This is a genomic window from Streptomyces milbemycinicus (assembly GCF_002154605.1).
Taxonomy (GTDB): Bacteria; Actinomycetota; Actinomycetes; order Streptomycetales; family Streptomycetaceae; genus Streptomyces; species Streptomyces milbemycinicus.
Genome location: NZ_MUNE01000007.1, coordinates 1 through 20,373 on the forward strand (window position 1 = coordinate 1; position 20,373 = coordinate 20,373).

A 20,373-nucleotide genomic window follows, 5' to 3' on the forward strand; every position below is an offset into this window, starting at 1 on the left:
GACGCGACGGCCGTGCTGCCGCGGGTGTCCGAGACGGGGGCTCCGGCGCAGCCGCCGACCGGGCAAACGCCAGGCGGACAGGCGCCGGTCGGGCGACGGGCGGCGCGCGACGACGAGACCGTGGCGCTGCGCGCGGTCCGGGCGGGGACGGCCGACGGCCCCAAGGCCGCCGCTCCCCCTCCGGGCGACGACGAGACGGTGCTGCTGCGGAAGGTCGGGGCCGACCCCGCCGAGGCGGATGTCGCGGACGGCCAGCAGGAGCCGCCGCCCGGGGGCCGGGCCGCCCGCAGGCGCGCCGCTCAGGCGGCGGCCAGGCGCGGCGGCGGCAGACGGGGCGCGCGCGGCGGGGCGGGCGGCGCGGGCGACGATACGGGCGCCGCCGCCTCGGCCGGGAGCGGGCCGCAGACGGCGAAGCCCCGTACCCGTATGGAGGCCAAGCGCGCCGCCCGGGCGCGTAAGGACAGCCCGGCCGTCATCGTGAGCCGTGTCGTCGGTGAGCTGTTCATCACGGTCGGCGTGCTGATGCTGCTCTTCGTGACCTACCAGCTGTGGTGGACCAACATCCTGGCCCATCAGCAGGCGAACGGCGCCGCGAACAGCCTCCAGAAGAAGTGGGATCGGGAGGGCGGGGCGAACCGCGATCCCGGTACGTTCTCGCCCGGCGAGGGCTTCGCGATCCTCTACATCCCCAAGCTGGACGTCAAGGCCCCGATCGCCGAAGGGATCAGCAAGCAGAAGGTCCTCGACCACGGCATGGTCGGCCACTACGGCAGCGGCAAGCTGAAGACCGCGATGCCGTGGGACAAGAAGGGCAACTTCGCGCTGGCCGGGCACCGCAACACCCACGGTGAGCCGTTCCGGTACATCAATCACCTCAAGCCCGGCGACAAGATCGTCGTGGAGACGCAGAACGCGTTCTTCACCTACGAGATGACCAGCATCCTGCCGCAGACCCAGCCCTCGAACACGGGTGTGATCGGTCCGGTGCCGCCCGGCTCGGGCTTTACGAAACCGGGCCGCTACATCACCCTGACGACCTGCACCCCCGAGTTCACCAGCAAATACCGCATGATCGTCTGGGGCAAGATGGTCGACGAGCGGCCTCGGAGCAAGGGCAAGCCGGACGCGCTGGTCCAGTGAGCGAGCGCGGCCGGGAAGCCAGAACAACCGGGCAGTCAGAAAGACCGGGACGACCGGGAAAAGGGGTACGACGCGGTGGCACGGACCGACCAAGACGAGCGGCCGGGCGAGCTGCCCACCGCGCCCGCGCGGCAGGGCCGCCCCCGCCGGGGGCGGATAGCCGCGGCCGTCGGCATTCTGGGCGAGCTGCTGATCACCGTGGGGGTGCTCCTCGCCCTCTTCGTCGTCTACTCCCTGTGGTGGACGAATGTGCTGGCCGACCGCGAGGCGAAGAAGCAGGGCGACCGGGTGCGCCGGCAGTGGGCGCAGCAGGAGGGGCCCGGCCGGCTCGACACCAAGGACGGCATCGGCTTTCTGCATGTGCCGGCGATGCACAACGGCGAGGTGCTGGTCAAGAAGGGCACGTCGACGGAGACGCTCAACGACGGCGTCGCCGGCTACTACACCAAGCCGGTGAAGTCGGCGATGCCGTGGGACAAGAAGGGCAACTTCACCCTGGCCGCGCACCGGGACGGGCACGGCGCCAAGTTCCACAACATCGACAAGCTGGACAAGGGTGACGCGATCGTCTTCGAGACCCGGGACGTCTGGTACGTCTACAAGGTCTACGCGGAGCTGTCCGAGACCTCGAAGTACAACGTGCGGGTGCTCAGCCCGGTCCCCAAGGAGTCGGGGAAGACGAAGCCGGGCCGCTACATCACGCTCTCGACGTGCACACCGGTCTACACCTCGCGCCACCGCTACATCGTGTGGGGCGAGCTGGAGCGTACGGAGAAGGTCGACGCGGACCGTACGCCGCCCAAGGAGCTGCGTTAACCGCCCGCCAGTCCCGAAACCTCTGGACACAGACGCGGAGAAGCCCCGGCCGCCCGATTCCCGGGCGCCGGGGCTTCTCGCTGACGCGCTGTGCGGACGCGCTATGTGGCGGGCCCGCCGGAGGGGCCGCCGAACGGGATGGTGCCGCCGTCGCCGCCCCCGCCGCCGTCACCGCCCCCGTTGTCGCCCTGGCCACTGTCGAAGGTGGTCAGATTGACGATCTGGCCCTTGGGCACCTGGCTGCCCTCCGTCGGGTCGGAGAACAGCACCGTGGAGTTCTCGTTCTGCGATCCGGAGACGGTGCCGACGGTGAGGCCGACGGCCTCGAGGGCCTTCTTGGCGTCCTTGAGCTTCTGGCCGCGCAGCTGGGGCACCGCGACGTTCTGCTGCTGCGCGGGGGCCTTGGCGACGGTCAGGGTGACGGTCGTGTTGGGCAGGACCTGCTCGTTGGGCTGGGGATTCTGGCTGATGACCGTGCCCGCCTCGACGTCGGCGTTCTCGACCTCCGTGGTCTGCACCTTCAGACCCAGGTCCTCGAGCGTCGACGTGGCGTCCGCGAGCTTCTTGGTGGTGACGTCAGGGACGGTGACCTTCGACTGCGCCCGGGCGACGGTCAGGGTGATCTCGGTGCCCGGTGCGACCTTCTCGCCGCCCTTGGGGTCCTGGTCGGTGACCTTGCCAGGGGTCTGGTCGGACTCCTCGGTCTTCTGGGTGACCTTGAAGCCCTTGGCCTCGAGCTGCTCCTTGGCGCTCTCGTACTGCACGTTGATGACGTCGGGGACTTCGACCTTCTCGGCGGGCTTGGGGCCCTTGGACATGGTCAGCTCGACCGTGCCGGTGTCGCGCTCGATGGCGTTTTCGCCCACCGCGCTCTGCTTGCAGACCGTGTTCTTCTTGGCGTCGTCGCAGAAGATGGGGCTGCCGGTCACCGCGACCTTGAAGTGGCCGTTGTTGGCGGTCTCCTTGGCTTCGGCGAGCGTCATACCGACCATGCGCGGCACATCGACCTTATCGCCGACTTTGTCGCCACTGAAGATCGCCTTGCCGATGAAGATCGCTCCGACCAGCACCAGGATCCCGGCCAGGACCAGCAGGATCGTCGAGAGATTGCTCTTCTTCTCGGGTCCGCGCCTGCGGTCGGGGCGCTCGTCGTAGCCGAAGCCCCCGTCGTCGTCGCGCATCGGCGGCAGCATCGAGGTCTGCGCGCCGACGTCCTGCGATCGCAGCATGGTCGTGGGCTGGTCCTCGCCGCCGTAGCCGACCGCGCTCAGCGCGGCGGTGGCGGCGACGGGCTGGCCCTCCAGGGCCGCCTCGATGTCGGCGCGCATCTCGTCGGCGGACTGGTAGCGGTAGTCCGGGTCCTTGACCAGGGCCCGCAGAACGATCGCGTCCATCTCCGGGGTGATCTCCGGATCGAACGTGCTCGGCGGCTGCGGCTCCTCCCGTACGTGCTGATAGGCGACGGCGACCGGCGAGTCGCCGATGAACGGCGGGCGCACGGTCAGCAGCTCGTACAGCAGACAGCCGGTGGAGTAGAGGTCGCTGCGCGCGTCCACGGTCTCGCCCTTGGCCTGCTCGGGGGAGAGGTACTGGGCGGTGCCGATCACGGCCGCTGTCTGCGTCATGGTCATGCCGGCGTCGCCCATGGCCCGGGCGATGCCGAAGTCCATCACCTTGACCTGGCCGTTCCTGGTGAGCATGACGTTCGCCGGCTTGATGTCGCGGTGGACGATGCCGTTGCGGTGCGAGTACTCCAGAGCTTGGAGAATCCCGACGGTCATCTCCAGGGACCGCTCGGGGAGCAGCTTTCTGCCGGAGTGCAGCAGCTCCCGCAGGGTGGATCCGTCGACGTACTCCATCACGATGTAGGGGATCGAGACCCCGTCGACGTAGTCCTCGCCGGTGTCGTAGACCGCGACGATCGCGGGGTGGTTGAGCGAGGCGGCCGACTGGGCCTCTCGGCGGAACCGGGCCTGGAAGGACGGGTCGCGGGCCAGATCCACCCGGAGCGTCTTCACGGCGACAGTGCGGCCGAGGCGGGTGTCATGCGCGAGGTAGACCTCGGCCATGCCGCCGCGGCCGAGCACAGAGCCCAGCTCATACCGGCCGCCGAGGCGACGCGGCTCTTCCATAGCTACTCCAGCCCTCTTCCGTCATTCCCGGCCGCACCCGTGGGGGCCCGGCGGTGTGCTGCTCGGGCATACCGTACCCGGGACGCCGTGCCGGACCCGGCCTCGGTCGCTACTTGATACGTGACCGGTACGGCGACGTGCGGGATCGGCACCAGGACGTGACCGGGGTCACTTCTCGCCGGCGAGCACCGCCTTCATCACGTCCTTGGCGATCGGCGCGGCGAGCTTGCCGCCGGCGATGTCGTCGCGGACGGTGTCCGAGCCCTCGACGACGACCGCGACCGCGACCGGCGAGGAGCCGTCCTTGCCCTTGGCGTAGGAGATGAACCACGCGTAGGGGTTCTTGCTGTTGGCGACGCCGTGCTGGGCGGTACCGGTCTTGCCGCCGACCGTGACGCCCGGGATCCTGGCGGCGGTTCCGGTGCCGACCTGGACCACCGTCTCCATGATGTCCTGCAGCTTGTGGGCGTTGTCCTCGGAGAGCGGCTCGCTCATCTGCTCGGGCTCGGCCTGCTCGATGAAGCTCAGGTTCGGGGCGCGCAGCCCGCTGACCATGTACGGCTTCATGAGCTTGCCGTCATTGGCGACCGCGGCGGCGACCATGGCCATCTGCAGCGGGGTGGCGCGGGTGTCGAACTGGCCGATGGCGGACATGGCGTTGGACGACGGCTCCATGTCCTGGGGGTAGACGCTCTTGTCGGCGCGGACGGGGGTGAACACCTCGCTGTTGAAGCCGAACTTCTCGGCCTCCTCGCGCATCTTGTCCTCTTTGAGGTCAGCACCGATCTTGCCGAAGACGGTGTTGCAGGAGTAGCGCAGGGCGACGCGGAGGCTGGCGTTCTTGCAGGGGATGCTTCCCTCGTTCGGCAAGGGCTTGGTGGTGCCCGGCATGATCCACGGCAGCGGCGAATTGGTGGGGTCGTCGACGTCCTTGTACAGGCCGTTCTCCAGCGCCGCGGCCGCCGTGACGACCTTGAAGGTGGAGCCCGGCGGGTAGGTCTGCCGCAGCGCCCGGTTGAGCATCGGGTCGTCCGGGTTGTACTTCTTCTGGAGCGCCTTCCAGGCGGCCGCGTCCTTGTCGCTGGCCCCGGCGATGGTGGAGGGGTCGTAGCTGGGGGTGCTGGCGAGCGCCAGGATCTTGCCGGTGCGCGGGTCGATCGCGGCGACGGCGCCCTTCTTGTTGCCCAGGCCCTTGAACGCCGCTTCCTGCGCCTTGGCGTTCAGGGTGGTGACGACGTCACCGCCCGTCTTCTCCTTACCGGTGAGCATGTCGATGGTCCGGTTGAAGAAGAGGCGGTCGTCGTCGCCGGTGAGGATGCCGTCCTCGAGGTTCTCGATCTGGTTGGTGCCGTAGACCTGCGAGGCGAAGCCGGTGACCGGCGCCCACATCTCGCCGTTCTTGTAGGTGCGCTTGTACTTGTAGTTGATGCCGTTGGTCTCGGCGGACCCGGTGATCGCCCGGCCGTCGACGATGATGTTGCCGCGCGGCTGGCTGTAGCGGGCGATGTCGACGCGGAGGTTCTTCTTGTGGTTCTTGAGCTGGTCGGCCTGGACGTACTGGATCCAGTTGTCCCGCAGCAGCAGGGCGAAGACGAGGAGTCCGCAGAAGATCGCGATTCGGCGCAGGGGCTTGTTCACGGTCGGACCACCTGGGTCATCTCGGCGTCGGTGGACGGGGCGGGGGCCGGCGCCGGGCGGCGGGCGGTGTCGCTGATCCTGATGAGGATCGCGATGAGCGCCCAGTTGGCGAGCACGGACGAACCGCCGTAGGCGACGAACGGCATGGTCATACCGGTCAGCGGGATCAGGCCCATCACACCGCCGGCGACGACGAAGACCTGGATGGCGAAGGCCGCGGACAAGCCGATGGACAACAGCTTGCCGAACGGGTCGCGGGCGGCGAGGGCGGTGCGCATGCCGCGCTCCACGATCAGGCCGTACAGCAGCAGGATCGCCATGGTGCCGGCCAGGCCCAGCTCCTCGCCGATGGTGGCGAGGATGAAGTCGGAGTTGGCGGCGAAGCCGATGAGGTCGGAGGCGCCCTGGCCGAGGCCGGTACCGAAGACGCCGCCGGAGCCGAAGGACATCAGGGCCTGGGCGATCTGTTCAGTGGTGGCCCAGCTCGGGGGGTGTTCCTGGTAGACGGCGAAGGGGTGCAGCCACGCCATCACACGCACCTTGACGTGCGGTTCGAAGGACGCGACGCCGACCGCGCCGGCCGCCGACATCAGCAGACCGAAGACGATCCAGCTGGTGCGCTCGGTGGCCACGTACAGCATGACGACGAACATGCCGAAGAACAGCAGCGAGGTGCCCAGGTCGGTCTCGAAGACGAGGATGAGGATGCTCATCGCCCAGACGACGAGGATCGGGCCCAGGTCGCGGCCGCGCGGCAGGTACAGGCCCATGACGCGGCGGCTGGCCAGGGCCAGGGCGTCCCGCTTGACCATCAGGTAGCCGGAGAAGAACACCGCGATGATGATCTTCGCGAACTCGGCGGGCTGAATGGAGAAGCTGCCGACCCGGACCCAGATCCGGGCGCCGAAGACCGGCGGGAAGAAGACCGGGAGGATCAGCAGGATCAGCGCGCCGACCATGGAGATGTAGGTGTAGCGCTGGAGGATCCGGTGGTCCTTGAGGAAGATCAGCACGCCCACGAACAGCGCCACGGCCATCGCCGAGTAGATCAGCTGGTTGGGGGCCGCGGCCGAGAAGACCCGGTCGGCGTTCTTGGCCTGCTGGGCCAGCCGCCGGGACTGGTCCAGACGCCAGATGATCACCAGGCCGAGGCCGTTGAGCAGGGTCGCGATCGGCAGCAGCAGCGGATCGGCGTAGGGGGCGAACTTACGCACCACCAGGTGCCCGACTCCGGCGAGCAGGCCGAGACCCAGACCGTAACTGAGCATGCCCGAGGGCAGCTCATCGCTGAGGGCCAGGCCCGCGTTGGCGTACGCGAAGACCGGGACGATCACCGCGAAGACCAGCAGCGCGAGCTCGGTGTTGCGTCTGCTCGGCGGGCCGATCGTGCTGATGGTGGTCGTATTGCTGGTGCTGCTCATGGATCGACGGCCCCCTACGGCTTCACTGCTGGGCACTGCTGCACTGTGGGACCAACTTCTGTTCTTCCTCGGAGAGGGTGGGGCCGGGCTTGGGCGTGGCGCTGGACGAGGGCTTCGACGAAGGCGTGGACGACGGCGACTTCGTGTCCTTGTCGTTCGTATTCGGCTGCTGCGACTGTCCCGGCGCCGGCGGCGTCGTGGCCTCGCCCGCGCGCGTCGTCAGCTCGTTGTCGGTCTGGGCCTTGCCGCCGGAGGAACCGCCTGCCTTGTCCTTGTTCTTGCCGTTGATGAGGTCCTGCTGCTTCTCCTCGGCCTGGCGCTGCGCATCCGACTTCTTGCAGGCGCTGGCGAGGGTGGCCAGGTCCTTGGTCTTGTCCTTGGCCTGGTTGAGGCTGCCGACCACGATGGTGTCCTCGACCCGGCTGCGCTGGTCCACCGGGAGGTACTTGAGTTCGATCTCACGGTGGTCCTCATGGACCTTGTTGAGCTTGATCCAGGCGAGGTCCTGGCTGATGCCCTGGTAGATGGCCACATGGTCGCCGTTGGCGCCCACGTAGTACTGCGTCTGCGTCCAGCGGTAACCGCCGTAGAGGCCGCCGCCGACCACGGCGAGGCCCAGCGCGATGTACAGCGACCGCTTGATCCACTTCTTGCGGCCGCCCTTCTTGGCGAAGTCGCCGTCCGCGTACGCCCCGTAGCTGCCCTCGGGCGGGCCGCCGAGCGACGGGTCGCCGCTCCCCGGCGGGCCGAAGCCCCCCTGGGCCTCCCCCGGCGCCATCCCCCGGTTGCGCCCGAGCTCCGCGGCGCGGCCTGCGGGGGTGTGCGCGGCGCCGCCGTCCCCGAGGGACGTCTGGTTCTCGGCGACCGCGCCCACGATGACGGGGGTGTCGTTGAGCTGCCCGGCGAGGGTGTCGCTGCCGTCGACGTCGAGGACGTCGGCGACGATGCAGGTGATGTTGTCGGGGCCGCCGCCGCGCAGCGCGAGCTGGATGAGCTCCTGAATGGTCTCGTGCGGGCCGTGGTAGCTGGCGAGGGTGTCCTCGAGGGTCTGGTGGCTGACCACGCCGGACAGGCCGTCGGAGCAGATCAGATAGCGGTCCCCGGCCCGGACCTCCCGGATGGACAGATCGGGCTCGACGTGGTCGCCGCTGCCCAGGGCGCGCATCAGCAGGGAGCGCTGCGGGTGGGTGCCCGCCTCCTCCTCCGTGATGCGGCCCTCGTCGACGAGGCGCTGCACCCAGGTGTGGTCCTGGGTGATCTGGGTGAGCACGCCGTCGCGCAGCAGATACGCGCGCGAGTCGCCGACGTGGACGAGGCCGAGCCGCTGGCCGGTCCACAGCAGGGCGGTGAGCGTGGTGCCCATGCCCTCCAGCTGCGGGTCCTCCTCGACCATCATGCGCAGCTGATCATTGGCACGCTGTACGGCGCTGCCCAGGGAGGTCAGGATGTCCGAGCCCGGGACGTCGTCGTCGAGCTGGACGAGAGTGGAGATCACTTCCGAGCTGGCGACCTCACCGGCGGCCTGGCCGCCCATGCCGTCGGCGATGGCGAGCAGCCGGGGGCCGGCATAGCCGGAGTCCTCGTTGCCCTCCCGGATCATGCCTTTGTGCGATCCGGCGGCGAAACGCAGTGACAGACTCATGCGCACCTCGCCCGTCGGCTCCGGGTACAGCCCCTTGCCAACCACGCTGCCCACCCTCCGGTCGTCATGGTCGTACTACTTCCGCAGCTCGATGACGGTCTTGCCGATACGGATCGGCGCGCCCAGCGGAATCGGTGTCGGTGTGGTGAGTCGGGTCCGGTCGAGATACGTGCCGTTGGTGGACCCGAGGTCCTCGACGATCCACTGGCCGTCGCGGTCCGGGTAGATCCTGGCATGCCGGCTGGAGGCGTAGTCGTCGTCCAGCACGATGGTCGAGTCATGGGCCCGGCCGAGGCTGATGGTCTGCCCCTGGAGGGCGACCGTGGTGCCCGCGAGGGTGCCCTCGGAGACGACCAGCTTGGTCGGGGCGCCGCGGCGGCCGCGACCGCCGCCCCGGCCGGCCGGCTGCTGGCGCTGGGGCGGAGGCGTCGCCTGCCGCTGCTGCTGCGGCCGGTCGGGGGCGCCGCGCCGGGCCGAACCGCGCTGGGTCACGCGGGTCCCGAACAGGTCGCTACGGATGACCTGGACGGCCACGATGACGAACAGCCACAGTACGGCGAGGAAACCCAACCGCATGACCGTGAGGGTCAGCTCTGACATTGCCCCCGCTTCACCCTTCGGCTTGCCGGTAAACGATGGTGGTGCTGCCCACGACGATGCGCGAGCCGTCGCGGAGCGTAGCGCGTGTGGTGTGCTGTCCGTCTACCACGATGCCGTTGGTCGACCCCAGATCCTGGACGGTCGAGGGCGTTCCGACCCGGATCTCGCAGTGTCTGCGCGAGACCCCGGGGTCGTCGATCCGTACGTCGGCGTCGGTGCTCCGGCCCAGGACCAGGGTGGGCCGGGAGATCTGGTGGCGGGTGCCGTTGATCTCGATCCACCGGCGGGTCTGCCCGTGCGACTGCGCACCGACGCCGGGACCGCCCGCGCGGGGCGCGGAGCGGGCGCCGGACGGCGGCGCGGGGGGCATGGGGGGTGCGCCCGCGGGCTGCGGGGGGTAGCCGTAGCCGCCGGGCCGCTGCTGGGGTGCGGCGGGGCCGCGGCCCCCTTGCGGGCTCTGGGACTCGCTGGACGCCAGGGTGCGGCTGCGCACGCGGTACAGGCCGGTGTCGAGGTCGTCGGCCTTCTGCAGATGGACCTTGATGCCGCCCATGAACGTGTAGCGCTGCTGCTTGGCGTAGTCGCGCACCATGCCCGCGAGCTCATCGCCGAGCTGGCCCGAGTACGGGCTCAGCCGCTCGTAGTCGGGTGTGCTCAGTTCGACGATGAAGTCGTTGGGGACGACGGTCCGGTCGCGGTTCCAGATGCTGGCGTTGTTGTCGCACTCACGCTGGAGCGCGCCCGCGATCTCGACGGGCTGGACCTCTGACTTGAACACCTTGGCGAAGGTGCCGTTCACGAGACCCTCGAGACGCTGCTCGAAGCGCTTCAGTACTCCCACGGGGCACCTCCTTCCTCAGTCGTGCTCAGTGTCGTCCTCATACTGCTTACTGATCGTATCCACGCGTCGGGAAATCGGGTGGTTCCCCTTCCTGGCCCTGCGGAGCAGTGTCACCTCTCACAGGGATCGTAGAGGTGCCTTCATGACAGTGTCCCGCAACCGGGTCGCTATCCGGTCGGGCGGGTGCTGGGGCGTCGGTAACGCGTGTGAATCCACCCTGGACGGCGTGCTAATGTTCTGGATGTCGGAAGGCGCACCGCCCAGACCAACCAAACCGGAAGGATCGGTTCGGAAAGTCGGCGGTGATTCGGTCGACAGCACCCATGCGCGGGTGGCGGAATAGGCAGACGCGCTGGATTCAGGTTCCAGTGCCCGAAAGGGCGTGGGGGTTCAACTCCCCCCTCGCGCACCAGTCGGAGCGGGCCTCTCCTGTGTGACGAAAGTCGCGCCGGAGGGGCCCGCTTCGCGTTTGGGTGCGCTGTTTCGGGCGGGTGGGTTTCGGCGTGCGGGTTTTGGCGTGTCTCTTCCCCTGTGCCGCAGGTCACGGCGGTGGGCCGGGGGGTTCATGAGTGAGGCCTCCCCCGGTGCGCGCTGTCGCAGTCCTCGCGGCGCGTGGCGGCGCCAGGGGGCGGGGGAGGCCCTGGGGACCCGCCGGCAGTTGGGCCGGGGCCGACGGGTGTTGGGGTAGCGGTGCGGTACCCGGTATGTGTCAGGCGGCGAGGCGGGCGGTGACGGTCTTGGCCTTGGCGGCCGCCTCCTCGTGGGCCTTCGCCTTGGAGGCGTCGGAGAGGTCGACCAGATCGGCCATGGCCGGGTTGGTACGGGCCAGAGTCAGCTCCGGGACGATGAACTCGACGTCCAGGGAGAGCATTTCGGTCAGCGCCTTGCCCAGGTAGTTGAGGACGAATTCAAAGCTCTCGCGGGGGGTGCCGGGGCCGTAGCCGCCGCCACGGCTGGCGACGACGACCGTCGGGGTGCCCGCCACGGTGGACGGCTGGGCCATCGACGTACGGCCCGCGATGATCACGTGGTCCAGCCAGGCCTTGAGGGAGGAGGGGATCGTGAAGTTGTACATCGGGGCGCCGATCACGACCGCATCGGCCCGCTCCAGCTCGGAGGCAAGGGTGTCCCGCAGGGCGAAGGCGGCCTCGAGCTCCGGCGTGCGCTGCTCGGCGGGCGTGAAGCCCGCGGCGGCGGCGAGGCCGTCCAGGTGCGGCAGGGGCTCGGCGGCCAGATCGCGGTAGATGACCGTGCCGTCGGGGTGCTGGGCCTCCCACTCCTTGCGGAAGGTGGCCGTGACGGCGCGGGAGGCGGAGGCGTCGGCAGGGAAGAGGGAGCTGTCGATGTGCAGAAGCGTGGGCATGAGGACCTTCCGATAACGGGGGCTCGGCGCCGGGGTGGCTTGGTGGCCTGGTGGCCGGCCCGGCGATGAGCGCGAAAAATTTCTACGTAGCTATGAATAGCATAGGAGCTTACTTTTCCGCAGTAGCTACTGGAGTGGCAGTACGCTGTGCTCCATGGCGGGTGGTGGCGGGCGCGCAGAGCACGACGAGAAGACGTGCAGGAAGGTCGACGGGACGATGACCCGCGTCTTCGAGCTGCTCGGCAAACGGTGGACCGGGCTCATCGTGACCGTGCTGATGACGCAGCCCGCGTACTTCGCCGAGCTGCGGCGGGCCATCCCGAAGATCAGCGAGCGCATGCTGACCGACCGGCTCACGGAGCTGGTGGCGGCGGGGCTGGCGCTGCGGGAGGTCGATGCGGGGCCGCCGCTGCGGGTCACCTACCGGCTGACGGAGAGCGGCAGGGCGCTGGAGCCCGCCCTGAGCGAGCTGGCTCGGTGGGCGGAGCGGTACATGGCCGAGGACGAGGGGTGCCCGTAGCCGGCCCTCACCTTCTGCGCGGGTTCTGAGCAGGGCGTTCGCGGCGGTCGGCGAGGTTATCCACAGGCCGTGACGGGTTTTCGCGGCGGGTTGTACGGTCGTGGCAGTCGAAGTCTTCGGGCCTGCGTCCGGGGCCGGTTGCCGGTCTGGTTGCCGGTCTCGTTGTCTTCGACGTCTGCGATATCTGCGACATGGCCGGTGCTTGTGCCGGCGGGGAAATGGGGGGCGTGTTGAACGGGGGGCGCGTGATGACGGACGGCGGGCGCGACGAGGAGGCGGTGCGGCGGCTGCCGCATGTCCCGGGGTTCGCCCAGTGGCCGGGGAGCGGCGCGGCCCGGCAGGAAGGGAAGGCGCTGCGGGAGCGGGTGCCCCGCTCGGCCCACCGCGAGCTGCCGCGGGGCGCGGGGCGGCCGGACGCGGTGGAGGCGGTCGAGCGGTCCAACGCCGGGCGGCTGCCGGAGCTCACTCCGATCCGGGTCGGGCGGATGGCTGCCTCCCCCTTCTCCTTTCTGCGCGGGGCGGCCGGGCTGATGGGCCACGATCTGGCGGCCACGCCGGTGACGGGCGTCGGCGCGCAGCTCTGTGGGGACGCGCATGGCGCCAACTTCGGTCTGTACGGGGACGCCCGCGGCAGCCTGGTCATCGATCTCAATGACTTCGACGAGACCATCCACGGCCCGTGGGAGTGGGATGTGAAGCGGCTTGCCGCCTCACTGGTGCTGGCCGGGCGGGAGGCGGGCGCGGACGAGGACACCTGCCGGGCGGCGGCTCATGACACGGTGGGCTCCTACCGACGCACGCTGCGGCTGCTGTCGAAGCTGCCCGCCGCCGACGCGTGGAACGCGATCGCGGACGAGGAGTTGGTCTCGCACGCGGATGCCAAGGACCTGGCCGGCACGTTGCAGCGGGTCTCGGAGAAGGCCCGGCGGAACACGAGCGCGCGGTTCGCCGCCAGGTCGACGGAGGCCGTGCCGGACGGGGAGAATCCGTCCGGGCGACCGATGGCGCGGCGCTTCGTGGATGCGCCGCCGGTGCTGCGGCGGGTGCCGGACGCGGAGGCGGCGGCCGTGGCGGCGGCGCTGGGCGAGTATCTGGGCACGCTGCCGGAGGACCGGCTGCCGCTGCTGGCCCGTTATGCGGTGCACGACGTGGCGTTCCGGGTGGTGGGCACCGGAAGCGTGGGGACGCGGTCGTATGTGGTGCTGCTGCTCGACCACCGGGGTGAGCCTATGGTGCTGCAGATCAAGGAGGCGCGGCCGTCCGCGCTGCTGCCGTATGTGCGGCAGGCCGGCTTCGAGGTGCCTGCCGTCGCGCATGAGGGGCGGCGGGTGGTGCTCGGCCAGAAGCGGATGCAGGTGGTCAGCGACATCTTGCTGGGCTGGGCCACGGTCCAGGGGCGCCCCTATCAGGTGCGGCAGTTCCGCAACCGGAAGGGGAGCGTGGACCCGGTGGCGCTGGCGGCCGACCAGCTGGATGACTACGGGCGGATGACGGGCGCGCTGCTGGCGCGGGCGCATGCGCACAGCGTGGACCCGCGGCTGCTGTCGGGGTACTGCGGAAAGGGGGATGAGCTGGACGAGGCGGTCGCCGAGTTCGCGGTGGCGTACGCGGACCGCACGGAGGAGGACCATGCGCGGCTTCTCGCCGCCGTGCGGGGCGGGCGGATAGCGGCCGAGTTGGGGGTGTGACACCCCCCCGGCCCGATTGCTGCCGGACGTAGGCTGAGCGGGTGACGAACCCGGAAGCGCAGCAGCAGGCCCGGCAGCCGGTGCCGGAGGCAGAGCCCCAGGCTGAATCGCAGGAGCGATCACACACCCGGCCCGAAGCCCGATCAGAGGATCCGTCGGAGGCGACGGCGGGTGTGCCGTCGGACGCGGACGCGCAGGTGCGTGCGGAGGCCGACGCGGAGGCGGAGACAGAAGCCACCGCGCGGCTTGAGCGGGCCGTGCGGGCCGCGGAGCAGGCGCTGATCGAGTTCGAGATCGCGGTGGAGACCTTCCGCATCGAGGTGGAGAACTTCTCCCGGCTGCACCACCAGCGGCTCGGGCCCATGTACTCCCGCCTCGACGAGCTGGACGCGCTGATCGCCGAGGCGGTGGCGGCGCGTACGGGCGACCCTGAGGACATCCGCAAGGCGCGGGAGGCGCGGGGGCTGGTGCTGCCGATGCCGAAGGTCGAGGAGCTGTTCCACGGCTGGCTCGACTCCGACGGGCTGTCGCCCGAGGGGGCCGCCATGCTCACCGAGCGGCCGGTGCAGCCGCCGCCGCGGGTGCGGCCGAGCGAGGAGGCGCGCCGCATCTACCGGGAGCTGGCCCGCAAGGCGCATCCGGACCTGGCGGAGGACGGAGCCGAGCGGGAGCGGCGCGGCGAGTTCATCGTGCGGGTCAACGCGGCGTACGCGGCTGGGGACGAGGAGCGGCTGAAGGCGCTGGCCGAGGAGTGGGCGGCCGGTCCGCCGCCGCCCGAGCGCCGGTGGAGCCGGAGCGAGGAGCTGTACGCCCGGCTGGAGTGGCTGGCCGAGCGGAAGGAGATGCTGGCCCAGGTCGCCGCCGAGCTGGAGTCCGGCGCGATCGGCGCGATGATCAAGATGGCGCCGGAGGACCCCGACGGGTTGCTCGACGAGATCGCCGAGCAGCTGTTGGCCAAGGTCGCCGAGAAGGAGAATCAGCTGGCGGAGCTCGTGCGGTAGTAGGTTTCCCTCAGCTGCCAGGTCGTGTGAGAGGTGTATGTGATGGGATTTGCCCCGCTTCCCGAGGTGGAGGTCGCGGCGGTGCCGGCCGATGGGTTCCTGCTGGATGTGCGGGAGGACGACGAGTGGGCCGCAGGGCACGCCGAGGGCGCCCTGCATATCCCCATGGGGCAGATCGTGGCCCGGTTCGGCGAGCTGACCGAAACGCTGGGCGACGGCGGACGGGTGCATGTGGTGTGCCGGGTCGGCGGGCGGTCGGCGCAGGTGACGCAGTATCTGGTCGCCCAGGGTCTGGACGCGGTCAATGTGGACGGCGGCATGCTCGCCTGGCAGGCGGCGGGCCGCCCGCTGGTGAGCGGGCAGACCGCCGCGGCCGACGGGGCCTTTGTGCTCTGATCAGGCGCCCGGACAGGGCCCCTGTGGACCAGCCGTTTGTGCTAGCCGAGCGGGTGGGCGGCGAGGAGGTTGCCCAGCGCCTCCTCGTGGGCGGCGGCGGGGCCGAGGGACAGCTCCAGCTGTTTGGCCCAGGCGTGATAGCGGTGCAGCGGATAGTCGGTCGCCGCGCCGAAGCCGCCGTGCAGGTGCTGTGCGGTCTGGACGACGCGGCGCACCCCGTCCGCGGCCCAGATTTTGGCCACGGCGACGTCCCCCGCGACGGGCAGCGCCCCGGGTGCGGCCGGTGCACCTTCGCGGTCGGTGGCCAGCCGCCAGGCGGCCTGCCAGAGCGTGGCCTCCATCGCGCGCAGATCGATATAGCGGTCGGCGGCCTGGACGGCGACCGCTTGGAAGGTGGCGAGCGGGAAGCCGAACTGCTCGCGCTTGCTGGTGTAGGAGCTGGTCAGGGCGAGTACCGCTTCGCCGAGGCCCAGTGCGAGCGCGCAGGTGCCGGTGGTGAGGAGATGGCGCAGCCACTCCCAGGCGCCGTCCGCCGTCAGCACCTCGGAGCCGTCCAGCCGTACGGAGTCCAGGCGGATCTCGGCAAGCCGCTCGCCGCTGGTGGAGATCTGTGGGCTGAGGGTGACGCCGGTGAGGTCGCGGGGGACGAGTGCGAGAAGCGCCTGGCCGGCTTCGGTGTGGGCGGGGATGAGGATGCGGTCGGCGCTGTGGGCCCAGGGCACGGCGGTCTGAGCGCCGTCGAGGACCCAGAAGCCGTCGCCGCCCGCGCCACCGTTTTGGCGGGCCTGTACGGCGAGTTCGGCCGCGTCGTGGCCGGTGCGGCCGTGGGGCGCGACGGTCAGTACGAGCTCGCCCCGGCCGGCGCCGGGCAGCACGGCGGAGCGCAGCTCCTCCCCGCCGTACCGCTGGACGGCGAGCGCGGCCGCGGTGGACTCCAGCAGCGGCACACGGGCGAGGACCCGGCCGGCCTCGCGCAGCACCAGGCACAGGGCGATGGGGTCCAGTCCGGCCCCGCCGTACCGAGGGTCCAGGAGGAGTCCGAGCAGATCGGCGTCGGCGGCCTTGCCCCACAGCCGGCGGTCGAGGTCGTCGGCGACGGCGCCGGGCGTGAGCGCGGGGCTTGGCACCCCGTCCGGCGAGGCGGCGGAGAAGACCGCCTTCGCTGCCTCGGCGGCCGCCTGCTGTTCCTCGGTGAAGGTGAAGTCCACTGTCCGTCCTCCCGCGCCATGGCTTGGTCTGACGGCCCGTCAAGATAGAACAGGTTCTACAAGAAGGGAACGCCCGTGCATGCGCGCCCCGTCGGGGATGCCGAGCACCCCGTCGGGCCGGGCTGTGGTGGTTCAGCGGTCGAAGTCCAGCTCCACGCGCTCGTCGACCGGGCGTGACTGACAGGACAGCACATATCCGGCGGCCACCTCGTCCGGCTCCAGCGCGAAGTTCCGGTCCATCCGCACCTCGCCCGATACCAGGAACGCCCGGCAGGTTCCGCAGACTCCGCCCTTGCAGGCGTATGGCGCGTCCGGGCGGTTGCGCTCCACGGCCTCCAGCAGCGATTCGCCCTCGCGCACCGGCCAGGTGCCCGACCGGCCGTCCAGGGTCGCCGTCACCATGGAGCGGGACGGGGCCGCGGTCGGGCTCGGCCCCGTGGGGACGGCCTCGCTGTCCCCGGCGTCCACATGGAAGATCTCCTGGTGGATGCGGCGGCGGGCGACCCCGAGGGTGCGCAGCGCCCGCTCGGCGCCGCGCACCATCCCGTACGGCCCGCACAGGAACCAGCCGTCCACCGACTCCACCGGCAGCAGTGCCGGCAGCAGCCCGGTCAGCCGCTCCTCGTCGAGCCGCCCGGAGACCGGCCCGGCCTGCCGCTCCTCCCGGGAGAGGACGCTCACCAGCTGGAACCGGCCGGGCCAGCGGTCCTTCAGATCGGCGACCTCCTCCAGGAACATCGTGGAGGCGGTGGTGCGGTCACCGCGGATCAAGGAGAAGCGGGCCTCGGGCTCGCGGGCGAGCAGCGTCGAGGCGATGGACAGAACGGGGGTGATGCCGCTGCCGCCGACCACGGCGGCGAAGTGGCCGGGTCTGGGGTCCAGTACGAACCGGCCGGCCGGGGCCATCACCTCCATGACCTCGCCGACCGTCAGCTCCTTGAGGGCATACGTGGAGAACTCGCCGCCCTCGACCAGCCGCACCCCTACCCGTAGGGCCGAGGGTCCCTCGGGCGCCGGGGCCGGTGTGCAGATCGAGTAGGTCCGCCGTATCTGAGCGCCGTCGGCGAACCGCCGCACCGCGATGTGCTGCCCCGGAGAGAAACGGAAGGTCTCGCGCAGTGTGGGCGGGACCTGGAGGGTGACGGCCACCGAGTCGTCGGTGAGCCGGTCGACCGCGATCACCCGCAGTGGATGGAAGGCGCCATGGCGGGGCACGGGCGCCGCCACGCCTTCGGCGGCCATCACAACTCCTTGAAGTGGTCGAAGGGTTCGCGGCAGGTCTCGCAGCGGCGCAGCGCCTTGCAGGAGGTGGAGGAGAAGCGGCTGAGCAGCTTGGTGTCGGCCGATCCGCAGTGCGGGCAGCGCACCGTCAGGTCGACGGCGACCGGCCCGCCCGCGGCGCGGGGGCCGGGCGGTGCGATGCCGGACTCGGCCAGCTTGCGGCGGCCTTCCGCGCTGATCTCGTCCGTCGACCAGGGCGGGGAGAGGACGGTGCGGACCGTCACCTCGGGTATGCCGTGGTCGTGCAGCACCTGCTCGACGTCCGCAGCCATCGACTCCAGCGCGGGACAGCCGGTGTAGGTGGGGGTCAGCTCGACCTCGACCCGGCCCGGCGCCATGACGCGCAGCGCGCGCAGCACACCGAGCTCGGCCAGGCTCACCATGGGCAGCTCCGGGTCCGGCACGGCACCCGCCAGCTCGCGCAGCCGGGTCTCGAGCGGGGTCGCGGGCGCGGGCGTCACCATGACGCCCCCGGATGGCTGCGGTGCAGATGCTGCATTTCGGCCAGCATCCGGCCGAACGGCTCGGTGTGGACGCCCTGCCGCCCGGCGCCGGCCGCCCAGGCGCCGCGCCGCGGGCCCTCGGGCACGGTCAGGGTGGCCCGGTCCAGCACGGCCGTGATCCGCGCCAGCCACTCGTCGTGCAGGGCGGTCCAGTCCACCTCGCACCCCTCGACCGGCTCGAACAGCTCGCCGGTGAACCGCCACAGCGCCTCCAGGCCGCGCCGCATCCGCTCATGGCTCTCGGCGGTGCCGTCGCCCAGCCGCAGGGTCCAGTGCTCGGCGTGGTCGCGGTGGTAGGCGACCTCCTTGACCGCCTTGGCGGCCAGCGGGGCGAAGGGGCCGTCGCCGCGCGCCAGCCGGTCGTACAGCTGCTGCTGGTAGGTGGAGAAGTACAGCTGGCGGGCGATGGTGTGGGCGAAGTCGCCGTTGGGCTGCTCGACGAGCTGGACATTGCGGAAGGCGCGCTCCTCCCGCAGATAGGCCAGTTCGTCCTCGTCGCCCACCAGGGAGAGCAGCACCCGCGCCTGCCCGAGCAGGTCCAGGGCGATATTGGCGAGGGCGACCTCCTCCTCCAGCACCGGGGCGTGCCCGGCCCACTCCCCCAGCCGGTGGGAGAGCACCAGAGCGTCGTCGCCGAGGGCGAGTGCGGCGGTCACAGGTGCCGCACCCCCTCGGGGATCTCGTAGAAGGTCGGATGGCGGTAGGGCTTGTCGGCGGCCGGCTCGAAGAACGGGTCCTTCTCGTCCGGCGAGGAGGCGGTGATCCGGTTGGACGGCACGACCCAGATGGAGACGCCCTCGGAGCGGCGCGTGTACAGATCGCGGGCGCTGCGCAGGGCCATCTCGGCGTCCGGTGCGTGCAGGCTGCCGGCGTGGGTGTGGGACAGGCCGCGCCTGCCGCGCACGAACACTTCCCACAGGGGCCACTCACCGCTGGTGCCGCTGCTCATGCTCCGGCCTCTCCGTGCTTGGCCGCATACGCCGCGGCCGCCTCGCGCACCCAGGCGCCTTCCTCATGGGCCCGCCGCCGCTGGGAGATGCGCTGGGTGTTGCACGGCCCGTTTCCCCGGAGCACTTGGCGGAACTCCTCCCAGTCGATCGGCCCGAAGTCGTAGTGGCCCCGGTCCTCGTTCCACCGCAGGTCGGGGTCGGGGAGGGTCAGGCCGAGCGCTTCGGCCTGCGGGACGCAGATGTCGACGAAGCGCTGGCGGAGCTCGTCGTTCGAATGGCGCTTGATCTTCCAGGCCATGGACTGGGCGGAGTGGGCCGATGCCTCGTCCGGCGGGCCGAACATCATCAGCGAGGGCCACCACCAGCGGTCCACGGCGTCCTGCGCCATCGCGCGCTGCGCCTCGGTGCCCCGGCTCAGGGCCAGCAGCAGTTCGAACCCCTGGCGCTGGTGGAAGGACTCCTCCTTGCAGATCCGGACCATCGCCCGGGCGTACGGCCCATAGGAGCAGCGGCACAGCGGCACCTGGTTGGTGATCGCGGCGCCGTCCACCAGCCAGCCGATGACGCCCACGTCGGCCCAGGTGAGCGTGGGGTAGTTGAAGATCGAGGAGTACTTCTGGCGGCCGGAGTGGAGCTTGTCGAGCAGCTCGTCGCGGCTGGTGCCCAGGGTCTCGGCGGCGCTGTAGAGATACAGGCCGTGTCCCGCCTCGTCCTGGACCTTGGCCATGAGGATGGCCTTGCGGCGCAGCGAGGGCGCCCGGCTGATCCAGTTGGCCTCCGGCTGCATGCCGATGATCTCGGAGTGCGCGTGCTGGGCCATCTGTCTCACCAGCGAGGCGCGGTATTCGTCGGGCATCCAGTCGCGGGGCTCGATGCGCTCGTCCGCGGCCAGGGCGGCGTCGAACACCGTCTGATACGCCTCCGCGTCAGCCGCCATCGTCGTCATGCGAAGCCCCTTCGCCGTCCCCACCGGGCTGCCGCCCGCGCCCGACCGACCGATCGTTCGGTTCAATGGTGTGCCGGGGGAACGTGGGGTGTCAAGCCTGTGGATAACTCCGGGGCGCTGTGCCCTGCGCGCGCTCATCGGTACCGTTCCGGGGCGTAAGGGCCGCGGAGAGCGCGGAAGGCGCGGAGAGTACGGCGCGCGGCGCGCGGCCGGAGACCACGGGATCGGGGCGGGAATGGCGGAGATGGGGCAAATCGCGAAGGAAGGGGATAAGGGGGAGGAAGGGG

General features: G+C 70.7%; 19 protein-coding genes and 1 tRNA gene. 7 read left to right on the plus strand and 13 right to left on the minus strand.

Annotated elements, in window-relative coordinates:
• Positions 1-1,140, plus strand: a 1,140-nt coding sequence (locus CCN51_RS00610; RefSeq protein WP_245881554.1) for a class E sortase, incomplete at its 5' end; no start/stop codon positions are given.
• A 75-nt stretch (positions 1,141-1,215) separates the two neighbouring features.
• Positions 1,216-1,956, plus strand: a complete 741-nt coding sequence (locus CCN51_RS00615) for a class E sortase (protein WP_014177989.1) — start codon at positions 1,216-1,218, stop codon at positions 1,954-1,956.
• A 101-nt stretch (positions 1,957-2,057) separates the two neighbouring features.
• Here the strand turns inward: CCN51_RS00615 and pknB are convergent, their stop codons facing one another.
• The 6 genes from pknB to CCN51_RS00650 all read right to left on the minus strand — a co-directional run bounded on the left by pknB (position 2,058) and on the right by CCN51_RS00650 (position 10,230).
• Positions 2,058-4,088 (minus strand): Stk1 family PASTA domain-containing Ser/Thr kinase, encoded by a 2,031-nt coding sequence (pknB, locus tag CCN51_RS00620; protein WP_014177990.1) that lies wholly within the window; start codon positions 4,086-4,088, stop codon positions 2,058-2,060.
• A gap of 168 nt (positions 4,089-4,256) precedes the next feature.
• Positions 4,257-5,726, minus strand: a complete 1,470-nt coding sequence (locus tag CCN51_RS00630) for a penicillin-binding transpeptidase domain-containing protein (RefSeq protein ID WP_014177991.1) — start codon at positions 5,724-5,726, stop codon at positions 4,257-4,259.
• A complete protein-coding gene (locus tag CCN51_RS00635; protein ID WP_014177992.1) occupies positions 5,723-7,147 on the minus strand; it encodes an FtsW/RodA/SpoVE family cell cycle protein in 1,425 nt (474 codons plus the stop codon). The genes CCN51_RS00630 and CCN51_RS00635 overlap by 4 nt, the downstream gene beginning before the upstream one ends.
• A 22-nt stretch (positions 7,148-7,169) precedes the next feature.
• Positions 7,170-8,789 (minus strand): PP2C family protein-serine/threonine phosphatase, encoded by a 1,620-nt coding sequence (locus tag CCN51_RS00640; RefSeq protein ID WP_043490860.1) that lies wholly within the window; start codon positions 8,787-8,789, stop codon positions 7,170-7,172.
• A 75-nt stretch (positions 8,790-8,864) separates the two neighbouring features.
• Positions 8,865-9,389 (minus strand): FHA domain-containing protein FhaB/FipA, encoded by a 525-nt coding sequence (locus CCN51_RS00645; RefSeq protein ID WP_014177994.1) that lies wholly within the window; start codon positions 9,387-9,389, stop codon positions 8,865-8,867.
• Positions 9,390-9,399: 10 nt separating this feature from the next.
• Positions 9,400-10,230 carry an FHA domain-containing protein gene (locus CCN51_RS00650; RefSeq protein ID WP_014177995.1) on the minus strand — a complete coding sequence of 277 codons (831 nt, stop codon included), beginning with the start codon at positions 10,228-10,230 and terminating at the stop codon, positions 9,400-9,402.
• A gap of 325 nt (positions 10,231-10,555) precedes the next feature.
• Between CCN51_RS00650 and CCN51_RS00655 the strand changes: the two genes are divergently transcribed.
• Positions 10,556-10,642, plus strand: a tRNA-Leu gene (locus tag CCN51_RS00655).
• Positions 10,643-10,939: 297 nt separating this feature from the next.
• On the opposite strand, the gene CCN51_RS00660 is transcribed toward CCN51_RS00655, so the two are convergent.
• A complete protein-coding gene (locus tag CCN51_RS00660) occupies positions 10,940-11,593 on the minus strand; it encodes an FMN-dependent NADH-azoreductase (protein WP_014177996.1) in 654 nt (217 codons plus the stop codon).
• A gap of 154 nt (positions 11,594-11,747) precedes the next feature.
• Between CCN51_RS00660 and CCN51_RS00665 the strand changes: the two genes are divergently transcribed.
• The 4 genes from CCN51_RS00665 to CCN51_RS00680 all read left to right on the plus strand — a co-directional run bounded on the left by CCN51_RS00665 (position 11,748) and on the right by CCN51_RS00680 (position 15,198).
• The gene (locus CCN51_RS00665; RefSeq protein WP_043487258.1) at positions 11,748-12,113 is read left to right on the plus strand and encodes a winged helix-turn-helix transcriptional regulator; all 366 of its coding nucleotides are present in this window, start codon (positions 11,748-11,750) and stop codon (positions 12,111-12,113) included.
• 248 nt (positions 12,114-12,361) lie between these two features.
• Positions 12,362-13,801 carry a DUF2252 domain-containing protein gene (locus CCN51_RS00670; protein WP_014177998.1) on the plus strand — a complete coding sequence of 480 codons (1,440 nt, stop codon included), beginning with the start codon at positions 12,362-12,364 and terminating at the stop codon, positions 13,799-13,801.
• A gap of 41 nt (positions 13,802-13,842) precedes the next feature.
• Positions 13,843-14,802, plus strand: coding sequence for a J domain-containing protein (locus CCN51_RS00675; protein ID WP_405383018.1), 960 nt, complete (start codon positions 13,843-13,845; stop codon positions 14,800-14,802).
• 42 nt (positions 14,803-14,844) lie between these two features.
• Positions 14,845-15,198 carry a rhodanese-like domain-containing protein gene (locus CCN51_RS00680; RefSeq protein WP_014178000.1) on the plus strand — a complete coding sequence of 118 codons (354 nt, stop codon included), beginning with the start codon at positions 14,845-14,847 and terminating at the stop codon, positions 15,196-15,198.
• Positions 15,199-15,239: 41 nt separating this feature from the next.
• Here the strand turns inward: CCN51_RS00680 and CCN51_RS00685 are convergent, their stop codons facing one another.
• The 6 genes from CCN51_RS00685 to paaA form a co-directional block, all read right to left on the minus strand.
• Positions 15,240-16,406 (minus strand): acyl-CoA dehydrogenase family protein, encoded by a 1,167-nt coding sequence (locus CCN51_RS00685; RefSeq protein WP_014178001.1) that lies wholly within the window; start codon positions 16,404-16,406, stop codon positions 15,240-15,242.
• Between the two features lie 132 nt (positions 16,407-16,538).
• A complete protein-coding gene (locus CCN51_RS00690) occupies positions 16,539-17,648 on the minus strand; it encodes a 2Fe-2S iron-sulfur cluster-binding protein (protein ID WP_014178002.1) in 1,110 nt (369 codons plus the stop codon).
• A complete protein-coding gene (gene paaD / locus CCN51_RS00695; RefSeq protein ID WP_014178003.1) occupies positions 17,648-18,151 on the minus strand; it encodes a 1,2-phenylacetyl-CoA epoxidase subunit PaaD in 504 nt (167 codons plus the stop codon). Before paaD ends, CCN51_RS00690 begins: the two co-directional genes overlap by 1 nt.
• On the minus strand, positions 18,145-18,846 hold the full coding sequence (gene paaC / locus CCN51_RS00700; RefSeq protein WP_014178004.1) for a 1,2-phenylacetyl-CoA epoxidase subunit PaaC: 702 nt from the start codon (positions 18,844-18,846) through the stop codon (positions 18,145-18,147). The genes paaD and paaC overlap by 7 nt, the downstream gene beginning before the upstream one ends.
• Positions 18,843-19,139 carry a 1,2-phenylacetyl-CoA epoxidase subunit PaaB gene (gene paaB / locus CCN51_RS00705; RefSeq protein ID WP_014178005.1) on the minus strand — a complete coding sequence of 99 codons (297 nt, stop codon included), beginning with the start codon at positions 19,137-19,139 and terminating at the stop codon, positions 18,843-18,845. Before paaB ends, paaC begins: the two co-directional genes overlap by 4 nt.
• Positions 19,136-20,086, minus strand: coding sequence for a 1,2-phenylacetyl-CoA epoxidase subunit PaaA (paaA, locus tag CCN51_RS00710; protein WP_043487259.1), 951 nt, complete (start codon positions 20,084-20,086; stop codon positions 19,136-19,138). The genes paaB and paaA overlap by 4 nt, the downstream gene beginning before the upstream one ends.
• Between the last annotated feature and the right edge of the window lie 287 nt (positions 20,087-20,373).